Origin of the sequence: Aquimarina sp. AU58, from assembly GCF_900312745.1 — a bacterium.
GTDB classification, from domain to species: Bacteria; Bacteroidota; Bacteroidia; order Flavobacteriales; family Flavobacteriaceae; genus Aquimarina; species Aquimarina spinulae.
Map to the genome: position 1 here is coordinate 2210218 of NZ_OMPD01000014.1, position 20556 is coordinate 2230773.

At 30.7% G+C, this 20556-nt stretch carries 23 protein-coding genes and 1 pseudogene; 19 read left to right on the forward strand and 5 right to left on the reverse strand.

What is annotated here, in order from left to right; genetic code table 11:
* Positions 1 to 18 precede the first annotated feature (18 nt).
* Entirely contained in the window at positions 19 to 423 is a 405-nt protein-coding gene (locus DK441_RS20970) for a hypothetical protein (protein WP_109852414.1), read from the forward strand.
* A gap of 171 nt (positions 424 to 594) precedes the next feature.
* Here DK441_RS20970 and DK441_RS20975 read toward each other — a convergent pair whose 3' ends face one another.
* The 4 genes and pseudogenes from DK441_RS20975 to DK441_RS27165 all read right to left on the reverse strand — a co-directional run.
* Positions 595 to 1644 (reverse strand): tyrosine-type recombinase/integrase, encoded by a 1050-nt coding sequence (locus tag DK441_RS20975; RefSeq protein ID WP_109852415.1) that lies wholly within the window; start codon positions 1642 to 1644, stop codon positions 595 to 597.
* A gap of 273 nt (positions 1645 to 1917) precedes the next feature.
* Positions 1918 to 2373, reverse strand: a complete 456-nt coding sequence (locus DK441_RS20980) for an SMI1/KNR4 family protein (protein ID WP_109852416.1) — start codon at positions 2371 to 2373, stop codon at positions 1918 to 1920.
* A 17-nt stretch (positions 2374 to 2390) separates the two neighbouring features.
* Positions 2391 to 3095, reverse strand: coding sequence for an HNH/ENDO VII family nuclease (locus tag DK441_RS27295; protein WP_370444342.1), 705 nt, complete (start codon positions 3093 to 3095; stop codon positions 2391 to 2393).
* 126 nt (positions 3096 to 3221) lie between these two features.
* Positions 3222 to 3437 (reverse strand): annotated as a pseudogene (locus DK441_RS27165) (RHS repeat-associated core domain-containing protein); the annotation flags it as partial.
* Positions 3438 to 4205: 768 nt separating this feature from the next.
* Between DK441_RS27165 and DK441_RS20990 the strand changes: the two are divergent.
* The 17 genes from DK441_RS20990 (at position 4206) to DK441_RS21070 (ending at position 18521) form a co-directional block, all read left to right on the forward strand.
* Complete coding sequence (locus DK441_RS20990; RefSeq protein WP_160112208.1) at positions 4206 to 4982, forward strand: toxin-antitoxin system YwqK family antitoxin; 777 nt, start codon at positions 4206 to 4208, stop codon at positions 4980 to 4982.
* A complete protein-coding gene (locus DK441_RS20995) occupies positions 4979 to 6202 on the forward strand; it encodes a hypothetical protein (RefSeq protein WP_160112209.1) in 1224 nt (407 codons plus the stop codon). Before DK441_RS20990 ends, DK441_RS20995 begins: the two co-directional genes overlap by 4 nt.
* Entirely contained in the window at positions 6180 to 6521 is a 342-nt protein-coding gene (locus DK441_RS21000) for a hypothetical protein (protein WP_109852420.1), read from the forward strand. Before DK441_RS20995 ends, DK441_RS21000 begins: the two co-directional genes overlap by 23 nt.
* Complete coding sequence (locus DK441_RS21005) at positions 6508 to 7002, forward strand: type II secretion system protein J (protein ID WP_160112210.1); 495 nt, start codon at positions 6508 to 6510, stop codon at positions 7000 to 7002. Before DK441_RS21000 ends, DK441_RS21005 begins: the two co-directional genes overlap by 14 nt.
* The gene (locus DK441_RS21010; protein WP_109852422.1) at positions 6992 to 8125 is read left to right on the forward strand and encodes a type II secretion system F family protein; all 1134 of its coding nucleotides are present in this window, start codon (positions 6992 to 6994) and stop codon (positions 8123 to 8125) included. Before DK441_RS21005 ends, DK441_RS21010 begins: the two co-directional genes overlap by 11 nt.
* Before the next feature lie 9 nt (positions 8126 to 8134).
* The gene (locus DK441_RS21015; protein ID WP_109852423.1) at positions 8135 to 8557 is read left to right on the forward strand and encodes a prepilin-type cleavage/methylation domain-containing protein; all 423 of its coding nucleotides are present in this window, start codon (positions 8135 to 8137) and stop codon (positions 8555 to 8557) included.
* On the forward strand, positions 8557 to 9042 hold the full coding sequence (locus DK441_RS21020; protein WP_160112211.1) for a hypothetical protein: 486 nt from the start codon (positions 8557 to 8559) through the stop codon (positions 9040 to 9042). Before DK441_RS21015 ends, DK441_RS21020 begins: the two co-directional genes overlap by 1 nt.
* The gene (locus tag DK441_RS21025) at positions 9039 to 10454 is read left to right on the forward strand and encodes a GspE/PulE family protein (RefSeq protein WP_109852427.1); all 1416 of its coding nucleotides are present in this window, start codon (positions 9039 to 9041) and stop codon (positions 10452 to 10454) included. Before DK441_RS21020 ends, DK441_RS21025 begins: the two co-directional genes overlap by 4 nt.
* Positions 10455 to 10456: 2 nt before the next feature.
* Positions 10457 to 12352 (forward strand): type II secretion system protein GspD, encoded by a 1896-nt coding sequence (locus DK441_RS21030; protein WP_109852429.1) that lies wholly within the window; start codon positions 10457 to 10459, stop codon positions 12350 to 12352.
* On the forward strand, positions 12352 to 13539 hold the full coding sequence (locus DK441_RS21035; RefSeq protein ID WP_109852431.1) for a PilN domain-containing protein: 1188 nt from the start codon (positions 12352 to 12354) through the stop codon (positions 13537 to 13539). The genes DK441_RS21030 and DK441_RS21035 overlap by 1 nt, the downstream gene beginning before the upstream one ends.
* Positions 13539 to 14063: a hypothetical protein gene (locus tag DK441_RS21040; protein ID WP_108808722.1), complete on the forward strand. Its 525-nt coding sequence runs from the start codon at positions 13539 to 13541 to the stop codon at positions 14061 to 14063. Before DK441_RS21035 ends, DK441_RS21040 begins: the two co-directional genes overlap by 1 nt.
* Entirely contained in the window at positions 14047 to 15006 is a 960-nt protein-coding gene (locus DK441_RS21045) for a hypothetical protein (RefSeq protein ID WP_109852433.1), read from the forward strand. The genes DK441_RS21040 and DK441_RS21045 overlap by 17 nt, the downstream gene beginning before the upstream one ends.
* Positions 15007 to 15134: 128 nt before the next feature.
* A complete protein-coding gene (locus tag DK441_RS21050) occupies positions 15135 to 15548 on the forward strand; it encodes a hypothetical protein (RefSeq protein WP_160112212.1) in 414 nt (137 codons plus the stop codon).
* Positions 15549 to 15702: 154 nt separating this feature from the next.
* Positions 15703 to 16806 carry an AraC family transcriptional regulator gene (locus DK441_RS21055; RefSeq protein WP_235015798.1) on the forward strand — a complete coding sequence of 368 codons (1104 nt, stop codon included), beginning with the start codon at positions 15703 to 15705 and terminating at the stop codon, positions 16804 to 16806.
* 108 nt (positions 16807 to 16914) lie between these two features.
* Positions 16915 to 17265, forward strand: a complete 351-nt coding sequence (locus tag DK441_RS21060) for a hypothetical protein (protein WP_109852438.1) — start codon at positions 16915 to 16917, stop codon at positions 17263 to 17265.
* A 10-nt stretch (positions 17266 to 17275) separates the two neighbouring features.
* Positions 17276 to 17752, forward strand: a complete 477-nt coding sequence (locus DK441_RS21065) for a YHS domain-containing (seleno)protein (protein WP_025667045.1) — start codon at positions 17276 to 17278, stop codon at positions 17750 to 17752.
* Between the two features lie 196 nt (positions 17753 to 17948).
* On the forward strand, positions 17949 to 18521 hold the full coding sequence (locus DK441_RS21070; protein WP_109852441.1) for a uracil-DNA glycosylase family protein: 573 nt from the start codon (positions 17949 to 17951) through the stop codon (positions 18519 to 18521).
* A 54-nt stretch (positions 18522 to 18575) separates the two neighbouring features.
* On the opposite strand, the gene DK441_RS21075 is transcribed toward DK441_RS21070, so the two are convergent.
* Complete coding sequence (locus DK441_RS21075; RefSeq protein WP_109852443.1) at positions 18576 to 19592, reverse strand: zinc-binding alcohol dehydrogenase family protein; 1017 nt, start codon at positions 19590 to 19592, stop codon at positions 18576 to 18578.
* Between the two features lie 94 nt (positions 19593 to 19686).
* Between DK441_RS21075 and DK441_RS21080 the strand changes: the two genes are divergently transcribed.
* On the forward strand, positions 19687 to 20523 hold the full coding sequence (locus DK441_RS21080; RefSeq protein ID WP_025667048.1) for an AraC family transcriptional regulator: 837 nt from the start codon (positions 19687 to 19689) through the stop codon (positions 20521 to 20523).
* The last annotated feature ends 33 nt before the right edge of the window (positions 20524 to 20556 follow it).

Genomic DNA, 20556 nt, shown 5'->3' on the forward strand with positions numbered 1-20556 from the left:
AAAGACAATAAAAAACAGATGAAAATAATTAGAAATGATGTTAAACAAGCCAACGTTATTCTGGAAGAATTCTATGGGTTTAATTTACATGTGCAGTCATATAGTAGTACATTTAATGTAATCAAAATAATGATAGAATCTAGTGATTGTGAATATATTGTTTTTATAAATTTTAATAATTGCAAGTATTTTAGAGGAAAGTTTTATCGGTCAGAATCTGAATTAAGAATCTCAGAAAATAATGGTATTACTGAAATTAATGATGTTAAATCTGATTTTCAAATAAAATCTGAAGGGGGATTTATTTTAAAGAAAGGTTTGTATGAAGAGTTTTTTGATGATTCTCAGTTGCCCAAAATACCTCCGTTACCTTGGGAAAAGAGAGAAAAAGGCGGAACGAACCCGGATAGCGCGGATTTGTAATCCGTGCCGGTTACTAGAAAATATTATAATTTATATTAGTGCAAATGTCTAGCTCATACAATACCAGATAAGGTAATCAAGAGTAAAGAAATATTATAAAAGCAAAGCTGCCTAGAAATGGGTAGTTTTTGTCATTTTATGATTTAAGCTATTTTTTCAGTAGAAAAACTACTAATCATATGTTTCTAGTTTATCATGTATTTTTTCTATTTCTTTATCTACATAGGATTGAGCAAAATGTACATATCTATAAAAGGAGTTACTATTTGCACTATGACCACTTATGGTGCGTACCAAATGTTCTGGCATCCCTAAAATTAGTAAGGTGGTAATAGCTGTACGTCTCATCATATGAGAGCTCATTTTATCACAAAAACGTTCTGGCTTTTTCAGAGTATTTTTATAGACAGTATAGGTTTTACCCTGTCGTTCCCTGGAAAACTCTATAGGAGCAGTAAAATTTGCTTTTTCTCCGATACTTTTTAGCGTCTTATTAAAAGTATATAATGTTATTGGAGTAAACAAAGTAATTTTTGCACTCTTAGATTTATACTTCTGGTAAATGTTCACTGCATATCCTGGCAATTTTATCGAACTGTAAGCTTTTGTTTTTTTACTTTTAACCTTTAAATACCAATCTCCGTTTTGCATTTCAAAATTTTTGGTAGTTAACAAAAAAATATCCGAAAAACGCAAACCTGTAGTACAGCCAAATACAAAAATATCTTTGATACGCTTTTCGGGAGGAGTAAGTATAGTTTCAAATTCTTTGTTATGAATCAAGAACTTTAATTGTTCTGGAGATATCACTAAGATATCTACTTCTTCTTTACGAACATATAAAAGCTTATGAAAATCGCCAGTATTAAAATGTTTTTCGTTTTTTAGGTAATTAAAAAAGGTACGTATCTGTTTCATATTACTACCTACATAATTATCATAACATCCTTTTTTATACATGAAATCAGAGAACTTACGATAGAATTTTTTCCAATAATTCTTTTCAGATTCAAATTCTCGCTTTGTCAGTTTTTGTACATCACAAATTCTTAAATCAAAATCACAAGAGCTAGAAAATTCAATCAAATTATGTAATACATATCGATAATTATCGATAGTGCCCGAGGTAATTCTATTTCCATTTTTTTTTAATCGTTTTCCTGTTTCAGAATCCCGAATAAACTGTTTAAAAAGAGGTATTAAATCAACTGTTTTTTTCATTTATTTATATTCTTGCCTCACTACATTACTTATTCTAGTACAAGAATACAAATGTGGAGTCCCACTTTTCGGGACTGGGGAATATTTTTTTATTTTTTTTGATATTAATCGATATAAAACACATTTTATATCGATTAAACTCTGTTTGATATAAAGACAAAAGCTACCCATTTCTAGACAGCTTTTGTATAATAATTGTTTCTTACTCTAACCCACCAAGCTGGTACGGTACTAGTTGCAAACTAGCACTAACGCATACTAGAACGGCTGGGGTTATAATTCTTCAAAAAACGCTTTTTTAACAAAATCAATAATATCATCACTAATATATTCTAGTTCTTCAATAAGCTCATTAGCCAATGAAGGGTTCCAAACATATACACTTCCATAATTTTGATGATTCAAATCGCAGTTTAAAACAAAATACTCTTGATCTCCTGCATAGGAAATAGCAATTATATCTTTTCTTAAACCATATTTTCTTAGATTTTCATTAAAGTAAATAATATTAGGAGGTGTTTTTAAAAATATATCTAACCCTTTTTTAACCCCAAAAAAATCAATATATCCAATAATTCCCGAACCATATTCAATTAAAAATTCTTTATACTTCTCTGGAAAAACAATATCAAGATGCTTTTCTATTTCATTAATAATTTCTATGCTGACCTCACCATTAGATCTATTACCTTCGGGTTTTGAAACTATTTCATTTAACAATTCTTTCATAAAAAATTTATAGTTAATTATCCACCATTATTATTATTGGTTCTATCATTTTTAATCTTCGTTGCCCTAAATTCCCAATATTCTTTTCTAAATTTATTAAACTCCGATCTACTAAATTGGAATTCACTTGGTTTTTTACCTCCTTTACCACCTCTCCAAATATGTAATATTCCATGATATTTTTTGTGAAAAGTTCCATCTACTTCCGCAAAAGGTCCATTTCTATGTTGTATCATATGATGTAAATCTACTGGAATATCTTCATTTCCTACCCTAACAACAGGAGAATCACCATCAGACATTCTCTTTAGATTACTTCTTCCATCCAATCCTATAAAGTCTGGATCAAATACATCATTCCTCATATAAACCTTACCTTCTAAACCATTAGATGCTTCAAAATGTATTGTGTTTTCTTCAGTCCAAAACTTTTTTTCCGATTTAAAAGTCTTATCTCTTACTTTGAGAGATTTGATAGCCGGTCTAAAAACTATTGGAGTTCTACTAATTGTTTCTTGAGCAACCGCTACTGCAGAATTTAAAAGTAACTGCTTATTAAAAACTTCTGTTTCTCTATCATCTTGGTTTACAAAAGAATCCGGGTCAGATAAGAATCTTGGTAATGCTCTATACCCCCCTTCATTCACAAAGAAATTAAAATACCCTCCGTATGCTGAATTTTCTTTAAAAGTAAAGGTTTTGCCCTTATAAGAAATATTCATAGCCTTATCTTGGAGATAAACATCTATAAAATCATCTTCGACAGAAACAAGTTCTAGATGGGGGCTTCCATCACTAAGAGTCAATAGATAATTGTATTGTTCAGCTCCTTCTAGTTCGATTGCATCAATTACTCTATTTTCAGAAAAGGCAAACGGGCTATTGTAAGGATAATACCCCTCAAGCGGATCGACAGTAAAAAACCTTCCCAATCTAGGATCGTGCATTCTATACTTATAGTTTACAGAATTCCCTTCGCCTTTGATTTCATCGTCTTTTTCTTGTCCCTGGAATCCATATCTATAGGATTTGGAGTCTTTATGACGATTAGGTTGTAGCATCCCAAACGGATAGTAATCAAAATCTTGTTTACATCAGTATTTAAAAGAACTTTGGCAATTTTTATGAGAACGAAAATAACCATTTGTTGTTAAAATCAACAATAATTTTGCTGCTTTTATAACATCTATATACATTTTTTTAAGAGTAGAGGATATTCATTTTTAAATAAGAATTATTGGTCTTTAGGTACCATCAAAATAAAAACAGATTTATGCTATGATAATGTTAAAGATTAAAAAAAATAAAAAAAATAATTCCCAGTCCCGAAAAATGAAACTCAGGACTCGTATTCTTGTACTGTGAAAAACAACATAATGTAATATTAAACATAATTTTTTATGAGATCTAGGTTAAGATAAAAGCATGATAACAAGTGATTTGATATGTTTGATTGTATGTAATGTAAGATGTGAAAAATATATAGAGAGCTAGCTTTTTTTAAGATAAACTAACTTCTTAAAGTAAAGTTAAACCTTAACTTTTTAACAACTTAAAAATGAATATATTTGCGACTTCATTTTTTAAAAGCATACAAAGTGTTGTGTCTATAAATGTTTTGTTAAAATGAATTTAAAGTATTGATTATTAGTGAATTAAATATGTGTGCGAGATGGGTTTTTAGATTTTTTATAGTGATTGTTAATGTAACTATTAAGTATAATGTACTATACGATAAATTACATTTTAAGAATCAAAATACTATAACTGTATAACAATAAATTTGCCCAAAAAAATAATAACCACAATGGTTGGAAAAGTATTGTAAAGGAATGCAAAAAATAATATATATAAGTATCATATTCACCTGCCTGTTGAGTTGTAAAACTTCACAGGAACTGTTTAATAAGAAAAATATTAGTACTACTGAGTATAAAGAAAGTTTTCATATTACAGAGGATGAGCCAAAACCAAAATCAGGAGTAAAATACTATTGGTTTAAATCCAGAAAAGTACAGGCTACACAAAGTGATTATGCAGGAGAATTATTGGATGGATTATATACCAAGTATTATTACTCTAATGAATTGGCAGAGAAAGGCAATTTTAATAAAGGAAAAAAGATTGGTATCTGGAAATCCTGGTATAAAAATGGTCAATTAGCAACTACAGAAAACTGGAACAAAGGAGTACTAAATGGCAAATGCGTATTCTATGATAGTATTGGTAATGTTATATCAAAAGGTAAATATACTAGTGGTAAACGATCTGGGAAATGGATTTTCGTGCAAAAAGGTGACACTATAGATTATAGTAAGAAAGTACGTAAAGAAAAAGATACACTACAACCGGGATTTTTTGGTAGACTATTTAAAAAGAAAGCAAAAGATTCAGTAGCTCCTCAGGAGAAAAAACCAGGGTTCTTTAAAAGACTTTTTTCTAAAAAAGATAAAAATAAAGCAACTTCTAAAAGGACAAAAAATAATAACCCAAAGGTAAAAGGGAATACTAAAAAGGGAGCTAAAAAAGCAAAACAAAAAAAGACAGCTAACGATAAACCAAATTTCTTTCAACGATTATTTGGTAAAAAAGAGAAAGATAATACGTGATAAAAGCCGGTTCTATAGCGTATGCGATACTAATTTGTATTGTAGTAGGGATATTTTGTTATTCGCTGTTATTGATGAGTGGATATTCTAAAATACACCAGGGAATGCTTGATGCTCATGCCGAACTAGTATCTAACAATGAATCAGCACAAGAGTATTTTCTTGCAAAAATAGAGGATATCGAAGAGAAGGAACTTACTATAGATGTTTTTGATAATGGTATGGTTTCATCAGGTAGTATAAAACCATGGGGATTTTATAAAGTATTATTGACCACCTCAGTTTTTAAGAAAGATACCATAAAAAGAGCTGCTTTGATAGGGCAGTGGCAGAAAGAAGATGCATTGGCACTATATCTTTCAGATGCTTCTAAACCTTTGTTTATGGTAGAAAAAGCCAAAATAACAGGAAATGTGTTTTTACCAAAATCAGGTATAAAAGCTGGATATATCACTTCTAATGCATACCGAGATACAAAATTTTTGATAGGTACAAAACGTAACTCAAAAACGAGTTTACCAAAGATCGATCATGTAGATTTTGCATATGATATTAATAACGCACGCCAGATTAGATTAAATGATATAAAAGACGATGTTCTTTTATATAATAGTTTTAGTAAGCAAACACTGGTTATAGAAAGCGATACTATAATTATAAATAATAAAAAGCTTTCGGGGAATATTGTTATAAAATCTAAAGATTCTGTTTATATCAAGAAGAATAATGTATTAGAAGATATTATCATAGATGCTCCAAAAGTAGCTTTTGAATCTGGTTTTATTGGTAATGTACAGGTGTTGGCAGAAAAAGTAGTTGGACTTGAAGAAAATGTAGTTTTAAAATACCCATCGGGTATTTTGATGAATACAGGTAATGTAGATAAAAGAGAGGTTATTATAGGGAAGAAAAGCAAGATCCTGGGAGGAGTTGTGATCAATGATATAAATAGAGGGTTAGATAAAATCGTTACTGTAGAGGAAGACGCCGAAGTAATTGGTGATATCTACTGTAGTGGTAAGTTACAACTTAAGGGAAATATAATAGGTACAGTTTATACCAGTAACTTTTACCTTAGGACAGAAGCTTCTGCTTATGATAATTATATTTTAAACGGAACAATTGATAGGAAAAGCCTTCCTGATGAATTTGTAAGGATACCGCTATTTAAAAATAAAAGTAAATACTTTAAACCCTATGCAGTTATTAAACAAATATAATGTAAAAGCAGGGTCTGTTATAGAATCGGTAATTGCCATGACCATCATTGCAATTTGTTTGTCTATGGCGCTTATAATTTATAGTAGAGTGTTGGGCTCTGATAATAGTATTGCTCATTACCAGGCTCGGCAAAAAGTAAAAGAATTGTTTTGGGAAACAAAAAGTGAAAAACAATTTATAGATGAAGATTATGATTTTGAATCTTTTACTGTAGTAAAAAAAGTAGAGAAATTAGAAAATAACACAGGATATAAAGTTGTATTCACGATAAAGGTGCAATCAAAAAAAGAAACATATCAATACATTGTTAGAGAATAAAAAATATACACGATTACAAGCATTTACGATGTTAGAACTCGTTATTGGCATGGTGATATCATCATTGGTCATTACAATGGTATATGTTATTTATGATAATTTATCCAGACAAGTCGTGGTTTATGCAGATCAACAAGATGATTTAATGACATATAACCAGTTTCAAAACCTTTTTTCAAAAGATGTTCAACTTAGTACATCTATAGCTATAGATGATGATAAACATATTGTATTAGAGGTTTCTAATAATGAAGTTCATTATTTTTTCAAAACAGAAAAGATAATCAGAAAAGCAGAAGCTGTAGATACTTTTAATATAAAAGTTCTAGAGGTACAGTTTGACCAAAATGAAAAAATTGAGGAAAAATATCAACTTATAAAATTAAAGATTGAGGTACTGGGAGCAAGTTTTGACTTTTTTGAATCTAAAGAAGTTTCTCTTGCGTCGAGAATGAATAATTATTTGCTGGATGAGTATTAATATTTCAACATATAAAACAAAGAAAGTCACTAAGGCAAAGAAGAAAAACGATAGTTTTTTCTCTAAAGAAGTGAGTTTTGGTAATCGTTTTTCTGATAAAGATAAAATGGATTTCTATAAAGAACTTTCCGTTTTATTAAACTCTGGGGTAGATTTTAGAAAGGCACTCGAAATATTAAAAGACCAGCAAAAGAAAGAGAAACATAAAGATCTGATACAAGCAATAACAAAAGAAGTGGTACAAGGTAAAGCCTTATTCGAGGCGTTACGAGACTCTGGGAAATTCTCTCCGTATGAATACTTCAGTGTTAAAATAGGGGAAGAAACCAGAAAATTAGACGAAGTATTACTAGAGCTATTTCAGTACTTCGATAGAAAAGTAAAAATGAGAAGGCAGTTGTTATCGGTTTTTACATATCCTTCGTTTGTATTGCTGTTAACTTTTGGAGTGCTCTATTTTATGATGAAGTATGTCGTACCTATGTTCGCTACTGTATTTAAACAGTTTGGAAAAGATTTACCAGACTTAACTAAAAAGATTATTTATGTTTCAGAGCATTTTTCGACCATAAGTATAGTTTTTGGTATTGTTTTGATTTCAATAATAGCTTTTCACTTTTACTTTAAAAATCATACTTTTTACAGAAAAGCAATATCCAATGTAATTATACGCCTCCCGTTTTTTGGTAAACTGGTAAGAAAAATATACATCACTCGTTTTTGTCAATCGTTAAGTTTATTATTATCTGCAAAAACTCCATTAGTAACTTCTTTGGATTTGGTGCAGCGTATGATATCCTTTTATCCATTAGAATCAAGTTTAGATATGATCAAAAAAGAGGTGACAAAAGGAACTCTTTTTTCAAAAGCGTTAGCCAAACATTCTATATACGATTTTAAATTGGTTTCACTTGTTAGCGTAGCCGAGCAAGTAAATAAATTAGATGATATGTTTGAGCGATTGGCTAAACAATATGATGAAGAAGTGCAGCACCAAACTAAGATGATTGGTGTTATTATGGAACCATTAATAATTGTAATCATAGGTTTGGTTGTAGGTACTGTGTTAATTGCAATGTATTCACCTATGTTTGATTTAAGTAAAATTATTCAACCTTCTTAAAAAAGGAAAATGAAGATAAATAAAAACACCAGTAAAAAGGTTTATGTAAAGGCATATTCGATGTCAGAATTGGTAATTGTATTGTGTATTATCGGGATTTTAATACTATTGGTATTACCAAACCAAACTTCTGTAGTATCACAAGCAAAAGCTATTGAAGCTCAGAGTATGCTAAATCATTTGTACGGATTAGAGAAAAGCTATTTTTATCGAAACTCTAAGTATACAGCCGATTTTGAAGCTCTAGGCTTTGAACCTGCACTATCTATTAGTGAAGGAGGACAGGCTGTGTATAGAATTGAGATCACAGAGGCGTCTACTAATTCTTTTAGAGCCAGAGCGGTTTCTCTATCTGATTTTGATGGCGATGGTACTTTTAATACCTGGGAGATTGATCATAATAAGTTATTAAAAGAAACGGTAAAGGACTAATGACATACGTATTAGTATCTATTTTATTCATCTCTTTGGGGATAATGCTATATCAAGATGTCAGGTATAGGCATATACATATTGGGCTACCTATTTTGGTGTTTGTGGTGAGTATGTATATGAATAAAGATATCATAGTTCTTTTTGATGGTTTGAAATCATTGGCATTTATCGGAATTAATTTCATTTCAATTGTAGCATATTTTTCCATTAAAAAATCAAAATTTCAAAACCCATTTCAACAATATATTGGTATAGGAGATTTGGTGTTTTTAATCGCTGTAACCCCTCTCTTTTCCTTTAGAAATTATATGCTGTTCTTTATTTCTGGGATGATATTGTCTTTAGTATTGTATGCGATATTTCAGAATAAAAGCGAACAGAAAACAATACCATTAGCAGGATATTTATCACTATATATCATTGGTTTGATGATTCCTAATCTATTTTTATCAACTAACATTTTTTACGACTTTATCATTTGAGCACTGATACCAACATACAAATATCTGTAGAACTAAAACAGCTTATTAATGCTGATTTAGCACATCATTATAGTATTATTCCTAAGAACAATACCGAAGATGTAATGGAACTCTATATTGATGCAGAAAAAGTAAATTCTCAGGTCAAGGAAGAATTAGAATTGTATTTGGGAAAACCATTAAAGTTTGATGAGATTTCGTCAGAGAGACTAAATAAAGCATTGTTTGTCTATTACAGAAAGAATAATAGAGATCAGGAAGCAACACAAAGTATATCTACTGTAGAAAGTAGCTTTTTGGATACTTTGATTTTTGAAGCTAAATCTATTGGTAGTAGTGATATTCATTTCGAAGTGTATGAAGAAGAAGCAAGAGCAAGACTGCGTATTGATGGCGTTTTAGTTGAAAAATATAAAATTCCTAAAGAGAGTTATTTAGAATTAGTAAATAAGATCAAAATAGAATCTAATCTAGATATCACAGAAAAAAGATTACCACAAGACGGAAGGATTGATTATAAAGATTTTGATATTAGGGTTTCTATATTACCCACCTTACATGGTGAAAAAGTGGTGATGCGTCTGTTAGGAAAAGATGCTTCTAATATTAGATTAGAAGATCTGGGGTTAGAGTCAGAAGAAAAAGAAAAATATCTTGAAGCTGTAAAAAAGAATAATGGTATTGTACTAATTAGCGGGCCTACCGGATCTGGTAAAACAACAACACTATATGCTACGCTAAAACTTCTTAATGATGTAAAAAGAAATATAGTAACTGTAGAAGATCCGATTGAATATACATTAAAGGGAATTAATCAAGTACAACTTAAAGAAGACATCGGACTTACTTTTTCTTCTGCATTACGGTCATTTTTACGACAAGATCCAGATATAATCATGTTAGGGGAAATCAGGGATGCCGAGACAGCTAAAATGGCTATCAGAGCTTCATTAACGGGACATTTAGTATTGTCTACAATACATACTAATTCTGCACTGGGAACCATATCCAGATTAGTTGATATGGGAGTTCCTGCATTTTATATTGCAGAGACCTTAAACCTATCTGTAGCACAGCGATTGGTTAGAAAGTTATGTCCACATTGTAAAAAAGAGACTCCTTTTAATGAAGAAGAACTTCCTAGAAATTACAAACTTCCTAGGGCCTTATCTACACATCATATGCCAGTAGGATGCACAGAATGTTACTATACCGGGTATAAGGGTAGAAGAGCAATTTATGAAATTGTATCGATCACAGATGATGTAGTGAATGCTATTAAAAATAATAGTCATAATCTAGAACAAAATATAAGTTATAAATACCAAAGCCTCGCGGATAAAGCTTTTAATTTATTAGAAGAAGGGGAAACTTCTCTCGAAGAAATTTATTCGCTGCTAATCAAAGCTTAATTATGAAGAAATTTTTATATTATATAGTATTAGTTTGTGTAATTCCACTTTCGTATGGACAGCAAGACATGCAAAAGATCGAGGAACAAATTAATGCATATGCAGAAGAAACTCCCGAACTTAATGAAACGATACAGATTGATGTTTCGGGACTTACACTATATGATTTTCTAACCTCTGTTGCGATAGAGCACAAGCTCAATATAAGTGCAGATCCGGATCTTAACCAGATTGTTTCCAGTAGTTTTTTTAATGTACCTGTTAAAGATGTGTTTCTTTTTGTAATCAAGAAATATAATCTAAGTATAGAGTTTATAAACAAAATTATTGTTTTTAAGAAAACTATAAAACCAAAAGAACTTCCAAAACCAAAAGTACTTAAAGAAATCGATGTCACTTATAATAGCCAAAATGATTTCTTAGCAATTAAACTTAAAAATGATTCTCTGTCTCGCGTAGCTAAAAAGATCACCGATGTATCGGGTAAAAATGTAATCTTAGGACCTAATGTGAAAAATGAAAAAGTTTCTGCTTATATCTTAAATAGACCATTTGATCAGGTAATGGAGATGATGGCTAAATCTAATAAATTAATAGTGACCAAAGATGATAATGGGTTTTACTATGTAGAAAAAGATCAAGCGCCAGCAGCGGGTACAGCTACTAGATCATCGAGGAAAGGTAAGAAAACCAGGAGTCCAGAATCATCAGCAGAAATAACGGTTCTTCCAAGTGGGTTTTTGAGTGTTCAGGCATTTGATGCCGATGTTACTTCGTTGATATTAGAAGCAGCAGAAAAGCTCAATGTAAACTATTTCATGTATGATAAACCTGCAGGAGCTACAACAACATTGGTAGTAAATGAAATTACTTTTGATGAGCTTTTGGATCATGTTTTTATGGGCAAAAACAGTACCTATAAAAAAACAGATGATTTTTATCTTATCGGAGATCAAAATGGAGAAGGACTAAGGAGTACAGAACTTATACAACTAGAAAATAGAACAATAGAAACTGTTTTAGAAACATTGCCTAAGAACTTAATAGAAAACGTAGAACTTAAGGAATTTATAGAACTTAATGGATTCGTGGTTTCTGGTTCAAGACCAAGAATATTAGAGCTAAAAGAATATATAAAACAAATTGATAAAGTAGTACCCATGATCCTTATAGAGGTGTTGATAGTACAATATCAAAAAGGGTACGACATTCAAACCGGGATTAAAGCCGGGATAGATAAAAAAGAGAGAGTTACTTCTGGAGTTTTATTTCCACAATCTGAAGTTACTATAAATTCATCTTCTGTAAATAAGTTGATCGATGCCTTTAATGGGTTTGGTATTTTTAACCTGGGTAAAGTTGCAAAAGACTTCTATCTTAGTTTAAAAGCTCTAGAAAATAATTCTATAATCCGATTGCAATCGACTCCCAAGATTTCTACACTAAGTGGCCATGAAGCAAAAATTTCTATCGGAGAAACTAATTATTACTTCGAACAAAATAATAGGTTGATTAATAATGGAGTCAGTAGTGATATTTTACAATCAGGTCAATGGAAAGCTACAGATGCAAATTTAAGTGTTAATATAAAACCTTTTGTCTCTAAAGATGAGCAAATAACACTTACTATTGTCGTAGAAAAGAGCGCCTTTTTAGGAAGAGCAGGAGAGAACGCTCCACCAGGAAAATCAACCCAGCAGTTTGAGTCTTTGGTTCGAGTACGAAATGGTGAAATGATACTTCTGGGAGGACTGGATGAATTAGAAAAAGAAAACTCTGGAACAGGAACACCTGTTTTATCTAGAATACCAATACTAAAATGGTTTTTTAGTAGTAAGATCAAGAGAAAAAATAAATCAAAGTTACACGTGTTTATAAAACCGACCGTTGTTTACTAATGTTAGAACAGATAAAAAATAATATTTTAAAGCCTTTTCAGGAAAAAAAATACGCTATTGTAGGTGTAATATTGGGGAATACTCCAATATACAATGTGCTTATAGTAGATAAGAAATCTGATGCTTTGTCTGTAGAAACTTCTTTTTCTACAGAGGATTTTAACGTTGTTAAAGATAAAGTGAATACATCGGTTCCTTTACTTCTTAATTTTTATGGAAAAGGAATTATAAATAAACAAGTTTCTGCAAAAGGAAACTATTTAAAAGAAGTATTGTTTAACGCTTCTATTGATGATTTTTATATTTATGAACTACACCAAAATCAACAAAATTTTATTTCAATTGTAAGAAAAGATGTCTTAGAAAAATTCTTTACATTGTTTTTAGAAAATAAATATTTGGTTGTAGATTATAGTATTGGCCCTTTTGTAGGAGTACTATTTAATGGGCTATCTAATACATCATCAATTATTTCTGCCGATTATGAATTAAGTTTTGAAGATGATTACCTAACAGAAACCCAAAAACTGGATACTATTACCAAGGAATATATCTTGGGGGAGGAGAAGATTAACAATACTCAGGTTCCTTTATTTTCTACACTACTTCATTATTTATATCCATCAGATGATTTTAGCTACGATACAGAATTTTTAATAGAGAATAAAAAAGAAAATGTACTTAAAAAGGCATTTAATACCGTAGCTACAGTATTGGGGATTTTTTTCCTGTCTGCATTATTGATTAGCTATTTGTTATTGAATTACTATAATGATAAGTATGTAAGTTATGAATCTCAATTATATAACCTTAATGATACTTATAATCAGGTAAAAAAAATAGAAAGCGAAAAAGAGAACAAAAAAAAAATACTTCAGGAATCGGGTATTTTAAATCAGAACTTTCTTTCTTTTTATATGTATCGTATTGTAAACTCAATTCCTGATAACGTAGGGCTTAATAGCTTGAAGGTTAACCCTACACAGAAAAAGATCAAGAATTTTGAAAAGATAATATTTGAAACAAATACCATTATTATTAATGGTAATTCTAGTTCGAGTATGCCAATTAATTCTTGGGTTAAAGAATTAAAGAAGGAAAAATGGATTTCCAAAATAGAGATTTTGGATTTTAGTAAGAGTAGAAATAAAAAAAGTGAATTCACTTTAAAAATCGTTGTAAAATAGTGTTTGCAAATCTAACATATAAACAAAAATTAATTGGACTTATAGCAATTGGAATATTGCTATTCATGGCAGCGAATAAGAGATCTTTTAAAATCACTCGACATGCCTATGATCAGGTTCGACAGTTAGAAGATAAGTTAGCATATGTAAACTCATCAACAACCGATGTTACTCAAACACAGGCAGAATTAAAGTTTTATGATAAAATAATAGGAAAACAGGGAGTAGAACCTGAAGAAATACAACAACAAATACTGGATTTTGTATCTACTTATGATAATGTATATGTTTTTAACTTAGATGAAATCCATATAGCAGAAAGTAATGGTTTTAATGTAATTAGTAATCAATTAACACTGGAAGGAGATTTTAACGGACTATTAGAAATAGTGTATGCATTTGAGAAAGAGTTTAAGTTTTCAAATATTGTTAGTATTTCATTTGTAAAAGAAAAAGAATTCCAAACACGAAAAAATAAATTAAGAGTAAAGATAATATTTCAGAATTATGAAAAAAATAGTTAATATAGGTATAGTTTTTAGCAGTTTGTTTCTGTTGATAGCGTGCGATGATGTCCTCGAAGAAGATATTACAGATGATTTGGTAACAACGGTAGCACCAAAAGATAAAAGTAATCTCGATGGTAATTCGGTTCAGTTTAGATGGGATGAATTAGGAGATGCAGATGATTATAGAATACAGGTAGTAGAAGAGGCTACACAAAGAAGTGTGTTAGATTCATTAGTTAAAGGGAATAACTTTACATATGGACTTAATCCTGGTGAATATAGCTGGAGGATACGAGGAGAAAATTTTGCATATACAACTGCTTATAGTTTTCCTATTTCTTTTACACTTTCTGTATCAGACGATTTAACAAACCAAACTGTGTTTCTAACATCACCATCAGAGAATTTTTATACGAATAAAGATGCTTTAATATTAACCTGGGATAGAATTCAGGCAGCAACTTCATATACTGTAGTGGTTGATAAGACCATTCAAGGAAATACAGCTACCGAAATCCAGACTCCTGATTTAACTAATAATAACTTTACACTTAGTTCTACCGTCTTGAGTGAAGATGCAATATATACCTGGAAAGTAAAAGGTGTAAATGATAATAGTGAAACCAAATTCTCAACGAGAAAGATTTTTCTAGATACCCAGGCACCTAATCAACCCACCTTAGCATCTCCTAATAACGATGCAAAAGGATCATCTCCTATTACTTTTACCTGGAATATACCTAGTGATACCGGAGAAATACAATCTACACTATCCAGCGTTATAGAGGTAGCAACAGATAGTGGTTTTGCCACCATAATTGAAACTGTTCCGACTAGTTCGAACTCTCAGGAAATAACATTTTCTAATTTGGGAGATTACTATTGGAGAGTGAGAATCTTAGATCAAGCGGGTAATAAGAGTATTTATAGTGAAGTTAGAAAAATAACGGTTGAGTAAATAAAACCTAACGAATTGTAATTTTTAGGCTAGTGAATAAAAAGATTTTAAATAGCGTTCTGATTTTTTTTATGCTTGTCATCTGGGCAATTGTTTTTAGTAAAATTTTTAATTTTTTTGGAAACAATTTGGAAGAGAGCAACGTATCGGTTAATCCAATTACTATTGTGGATCCCAGAATGAATTTTTCGAAAGATACTTTTGATCTTAGAAAAGTTGAAAGAGACCCATTCTTAGGAAAATATGTTGTTTTTAGAGCTAAAAAGCGTAAAAAAAATACGAAACTAGTATCGAATAACAAGTCTAAGAAAACAAATGTTACTCCTAATAGCGTTAAGAAACCATGGCCTAAATTAAGTTATCATGGTTATGTAAAAGGATCTAAAAGTACTTCGGAACTAATCTTAATTAGAATGAACAATAAATTTTATAAGATTAGAGAAGGGGATATGCTAGAAGATATTTCGGTAAAAAAAATATTTAGAGATTCTATAATTATAAAAAGAAGCAGAGAAAGTAAAACCGTATTAAAAAGTAAATAATAAACTGGGTATACTATTAAATTATACCCAGAATATTTTCTGTAATTTAGAAAATATACCACTTCATCATCTTGCACTATATATTCTAAAAAGTATATTCTTAAGCTCTTTAAGAAAAACTTCTATTGGTTTTAGTGATTAATATACTGTTGAGGTGTTATCTTTTGATAAAAATTTCGACATACTATACACCAATCAAGCGATTATTGTGTTTATAGAATTTACACCAGAAATAAATAAAGTATACTTTATAGGTCAATATACTTTTTTCCAGATTTTATCGGGTAGTGGTAGTATTCAGGTTGATTTTAAGAACTACTTCGATTGGCAAAATAAAGCTATTTACCTCGAAAAAGGACAGTATATAAAATTTCTTTCAGATAACTTCCTGATCCGAAAAATAGAATTTCCTGATGAAACGGTGATTAGAAATAAAGAGTTTAGAGTGTTATTTAAACATCTTATCTCTCTTGGGTATATTAATTTTGATGGATCTGGGGATTTTCAAAAAATAACAAATCAAATAGAATATGATATAGAAGTAGATCGTATCATAGATGCTTCTGCAGAACAATGGTATTACCAAAATCCGTTTCAGGCAAATAAGGAAGAGTACCGTGTTATTTTTGATACGAAGGATATCATTGATATGCAATATTCTAGTAATATTAACAATAGAGAACTCACCGCTTTGATTGATAAAAATGGATATAATATCCAATCTTTAATTAAAAATAAAATAGGAATTTCTCTAAAATCTCTGTTATCTGGTAAAAAACTATTAGAAAGTAAAAAGGAGATTGCTTTTACCGATAAAAGTATTAAGGAAATATCTTATGATTTGGGATACAATGATCCGGCGTATTTTACCAGAGTTTTTAAAAATAATGTGGGTAGAAATCCGTTAGAATTTAGAGAAGATTTTGACTATCAAAATAGAGATCTTTTCTCTCAGAATATCCTCGAACTTCTTCAGCAATATCATACCAAAGAAAGAACACTTGACTTTTATGCTTCAGAAATGAACCTTTCTCCAAAAGTACTATCCAGAAAAGTGAAAGATAAAATGCAAACTTCTTTGGGGAAACTTATTAGATCTGAGATGGTTAATACATCAAAGTCTCTTTTGGTTAAAAACCTTACAATTAAAGAGATTTCGATAGAATTAGGTTTTGAAGAACCTAACCATTTTTCTAACTTTTTTAAGCATTATACAGGAGAATCTCCATCACATTTCAAAAGCACATTTCAAAAATAAAAAGTACAAGAACTAGTACTTTTTTTGTAGCCCTCTTTCCTCGACATATCCAGAAATTTGTAGTGTAATTACAAAACAATATTTGTTTAATCATTTAAAAATAAAACAATGGATATTAAAGCATTAGCTACAGAAATGGATAGTATTGTTACACAAGGAGCAATAGTAGATGCAGTAAAACAATTTTTTGCTGAGGATGCTACAACCTCTGATTATAATAACCTTACTACCAAAAATAAAGCTCAAATGGTAGAAAAGATGGAGGGTTTTGCCAATTCTATTAAAAAAGTAAATAGTATAACTCACCACCATACGATAGTAGATGGTAATGTTTCGGCTTCAGAATTTACATTTGATTTCGAGATGACCGATAATAGTACAATTTATTGGCATGAAATCATCAGGCGAATATGGAACAATGACGGATTAGTTATACAAGAAGAATATTTTAACGCTTAAAACAAAGAAAATGAAAACTTTAAAAAATATAAAAATAGTACTAGTAGTAATGATAATGACAACCATGACTACTATTGCGCAGGATAAGAAAGGAAATAATATTGATAACAGCAATATAGCGCTACAGGGATATAGTCCTGTATCTTATCTGGATCTTGGTATTGCACAACGAGGAAATAAAGAATATAAATCTGAACATGAGAAGGTTGTGTATTATTTTACCTCTAAAGAGCAGAAGTCTAAATTTGATAAGAACCCTAAACAATACTTACCACAATATGGAGGATTCTGTGCATTTGGTGTATATGCTGGCGCTAAATTTAGACCCGATCCGAATAAGTTTGTAGTAAAAGATGGGAAGTACTTTTTGTTTTTGTATAATATAGAGTTAGATGCACAACAATTATGGCTTGCAGAAAACAATCACAAAAAATTAGTGGCAAAGGCTAATAGTAATTGGGAGAAACTTCGTAATACATATAATTAAAGGTTTTGATACTTTTCTTTAGTCTAGTAGAAAAGTTCTAACCGGTGTTTAGTTTTTCTTTTGTAGAGCACCTTAGCTCATTGGTTAGGGTGTTCTTTGATGAATAGGATAAAGGATGAAACAAATCTTAAATAAGTTAAGTAAAACCATATTATTTTATAATTTACTAATCAGTTTATAAAACGCAGTATCTATTATGCAAAAATTATTGTCTTTGATTTCAAAATGTAGTGAGTGTGCAGCGCAATTAGAACTAGGACCAAGACCAATAGTTTCGGCACATGCGTATAGTAGAATAGTAATCATAGGGCAAGCTCCCGGAAGTATCGTTCATAAATCGGGAATTCCATGGGATGATAAGAGCGGGCAAAATTTAAGAGCCTGGATGGGGATAGATGATGAAACGTTCTATAATCCCGAAAAAATAGCACTTGTACCTATGGGGTTTTGCTACCCGGGAAAAGGGAAATCCGGAGATCTCCCCCCTATAAAAAAATGTGCTCCTTTGTGGCATCAAAAACTATTAACTAAAATAGAAAATGTAGAACTTGTTTTACTCATTGGGAAATATGCTCAAGAGTATTATTTGGGTGATCGATTAAAAAGAACGTTAACAGATACGGTAAAGAATTATAAAGAATATTTGCCAGATTATTTTGTATTGCCACATCCTTCGCCAAGAAATAATATTTGGCAAGCAAAAAATGAATGGTATAAAAAAGAGGTTATACCACAGTTACAACTACAAGTTCGCTCGATACTTAAATAATTCATATAAGAGCTCTGATCTTGTCTATTAATCCTCTATTCTTAAACAGTGTCTTTAAAATGTAATTGCAATTTTTCCTATGGTTTTGCCTGATTCTAATTTTTGATGAGCTTCTTTAAAGTTCTCAGTAGTAAAACCATTAAGGGTACTATTGAGTGTTGATTTAATTTTATTGTTATCAAGCAATGCAGCTATTTTGTTTAAGATATGATGTTGTTCAATCATATCTTCTGTTTTATACATAGATCGTGTATACATTAACTCATAGGATAGGGTGATGCTCTTAGATTTAAAAGATCCTATATTGATTTGGTTATCCGGAGATTCTGCAATAGTGCATATATGCCCTTGTGGATCAATTAACTCGATTATATTTTCCCAATGATCAGAAGTTCCCGAAAAATTTAGAATGTAGTTTACGGTGTTGATCCCTAAAGCATGTACTTCTTCAATAAGATTATGATGATTTACAACATGATCTGCTCCCATATTCTGGCACCATAAACGACTTTCGACACGAGAAGCAGTAGCTATAACGGTTAAATCGGTTAGTTTTTTGGCTAATTGAGTTGCAATAGAGCCAACACCACCTGCACCACTAATAATTAGTATCGTTTTTTCTTTTCCTTCTCCTGGGGTTAACTTAAGTCTGTCAAACAACGTCTCCCATGCGGTTAACGAAGTTAAAGGCATCACAGCCGCTTCGGCATCAGAAATAGTATTCGGTTTTTTACCTACTATGCGCTCATCCACTAATTGATATTCGGCATTAGATCCGGGACGTGTAATATCTCCTGCATAAAACACTTCGTCTCCTGTTTTAAATAAGGTTACTTTGTCACCTACAGCTTCAACAATACCTACAGCATCCCAACCTAATATTTTTGGAGAATCTAATTCTTGATTTAGCGCACTTTTTTGGCGAACTTTATAATCCACAGGATTCATACCCACTACCTTGATTTTTATTAATAAATCATGTCCTTTTGGTACAGGCCGATCTGTTTCGAACTGAATTAAACTATTTTCTTCACTTATGGGTAATGATGTTTTGATTCCTATTGCTTTCATAAAAATATGTTTTAATAATTTAGAGCAAATTTATACCTTTGTACATGTTTTTTAATAGTATATGTTTTCGTTTTAAATGTAAAAATGTGTAATTATGAATAAAAAGAATTTATATGAACCTTTTTCGATTGCTTTTGAAACATTAGATCAATCTCCGGTACATGAGCATAAAAACAGTTTTTTTGAATTGGTTTATATTTTATCGGGTACAGGAATTCAACGTGTAAATAAGAACGAATTTCAATATCATCCCGGACATATGCTTTTATTAACCCCTACAGACATATCTTCTATAGAAATTAATACAACCACACAATTTTTCTTTTTGAGATTTAATGATATTTATATTAAATCAGGGAAAATAAGTGCTGATAATATTCAACGATTAGAATTTATTCTAAAAAATGCAAATCATCAACCGGGCTGTATTTTAAGAAACCTAACAGACAAAACATTGGTCAAACCTATGGTCGAAGCTATGATACGCGAATATGTTAACCGGGATTTATATAATAAAGAAATTATACAGCAGTTGGTAAATACATTAATCGTTATTGTGGCGAGAAATATTGCAAAATACCTTCCTGATGAGGTAGATGCAGGAACAGAAGAAAAAGCGATGAATATATTACAATATATACAAGAGAATATATACGACCCTAGCAAATTGAGAACTGAAGAAATTTGTGATCGGTTTGGTATTTCTAAAACATACCTTGGTCGTTATTTTAAAAAACATACTAGAGAAACATTACAGCAATATATTACGAATTACAGGGTTAGATTAATAGAAAACAGACTTCAATATAGTGATATGCGCATAACCGAAATTACTGATGAATTAGGATTTACAGATGTTAGTCACCTTAATAAATTTTTTAAAAAGAATAAAGGAATTAGTCCCACAAAGTATAGGAAAGAATTTATATAGGTTTGCAATTATTTTACCACATAAAGCCTATAT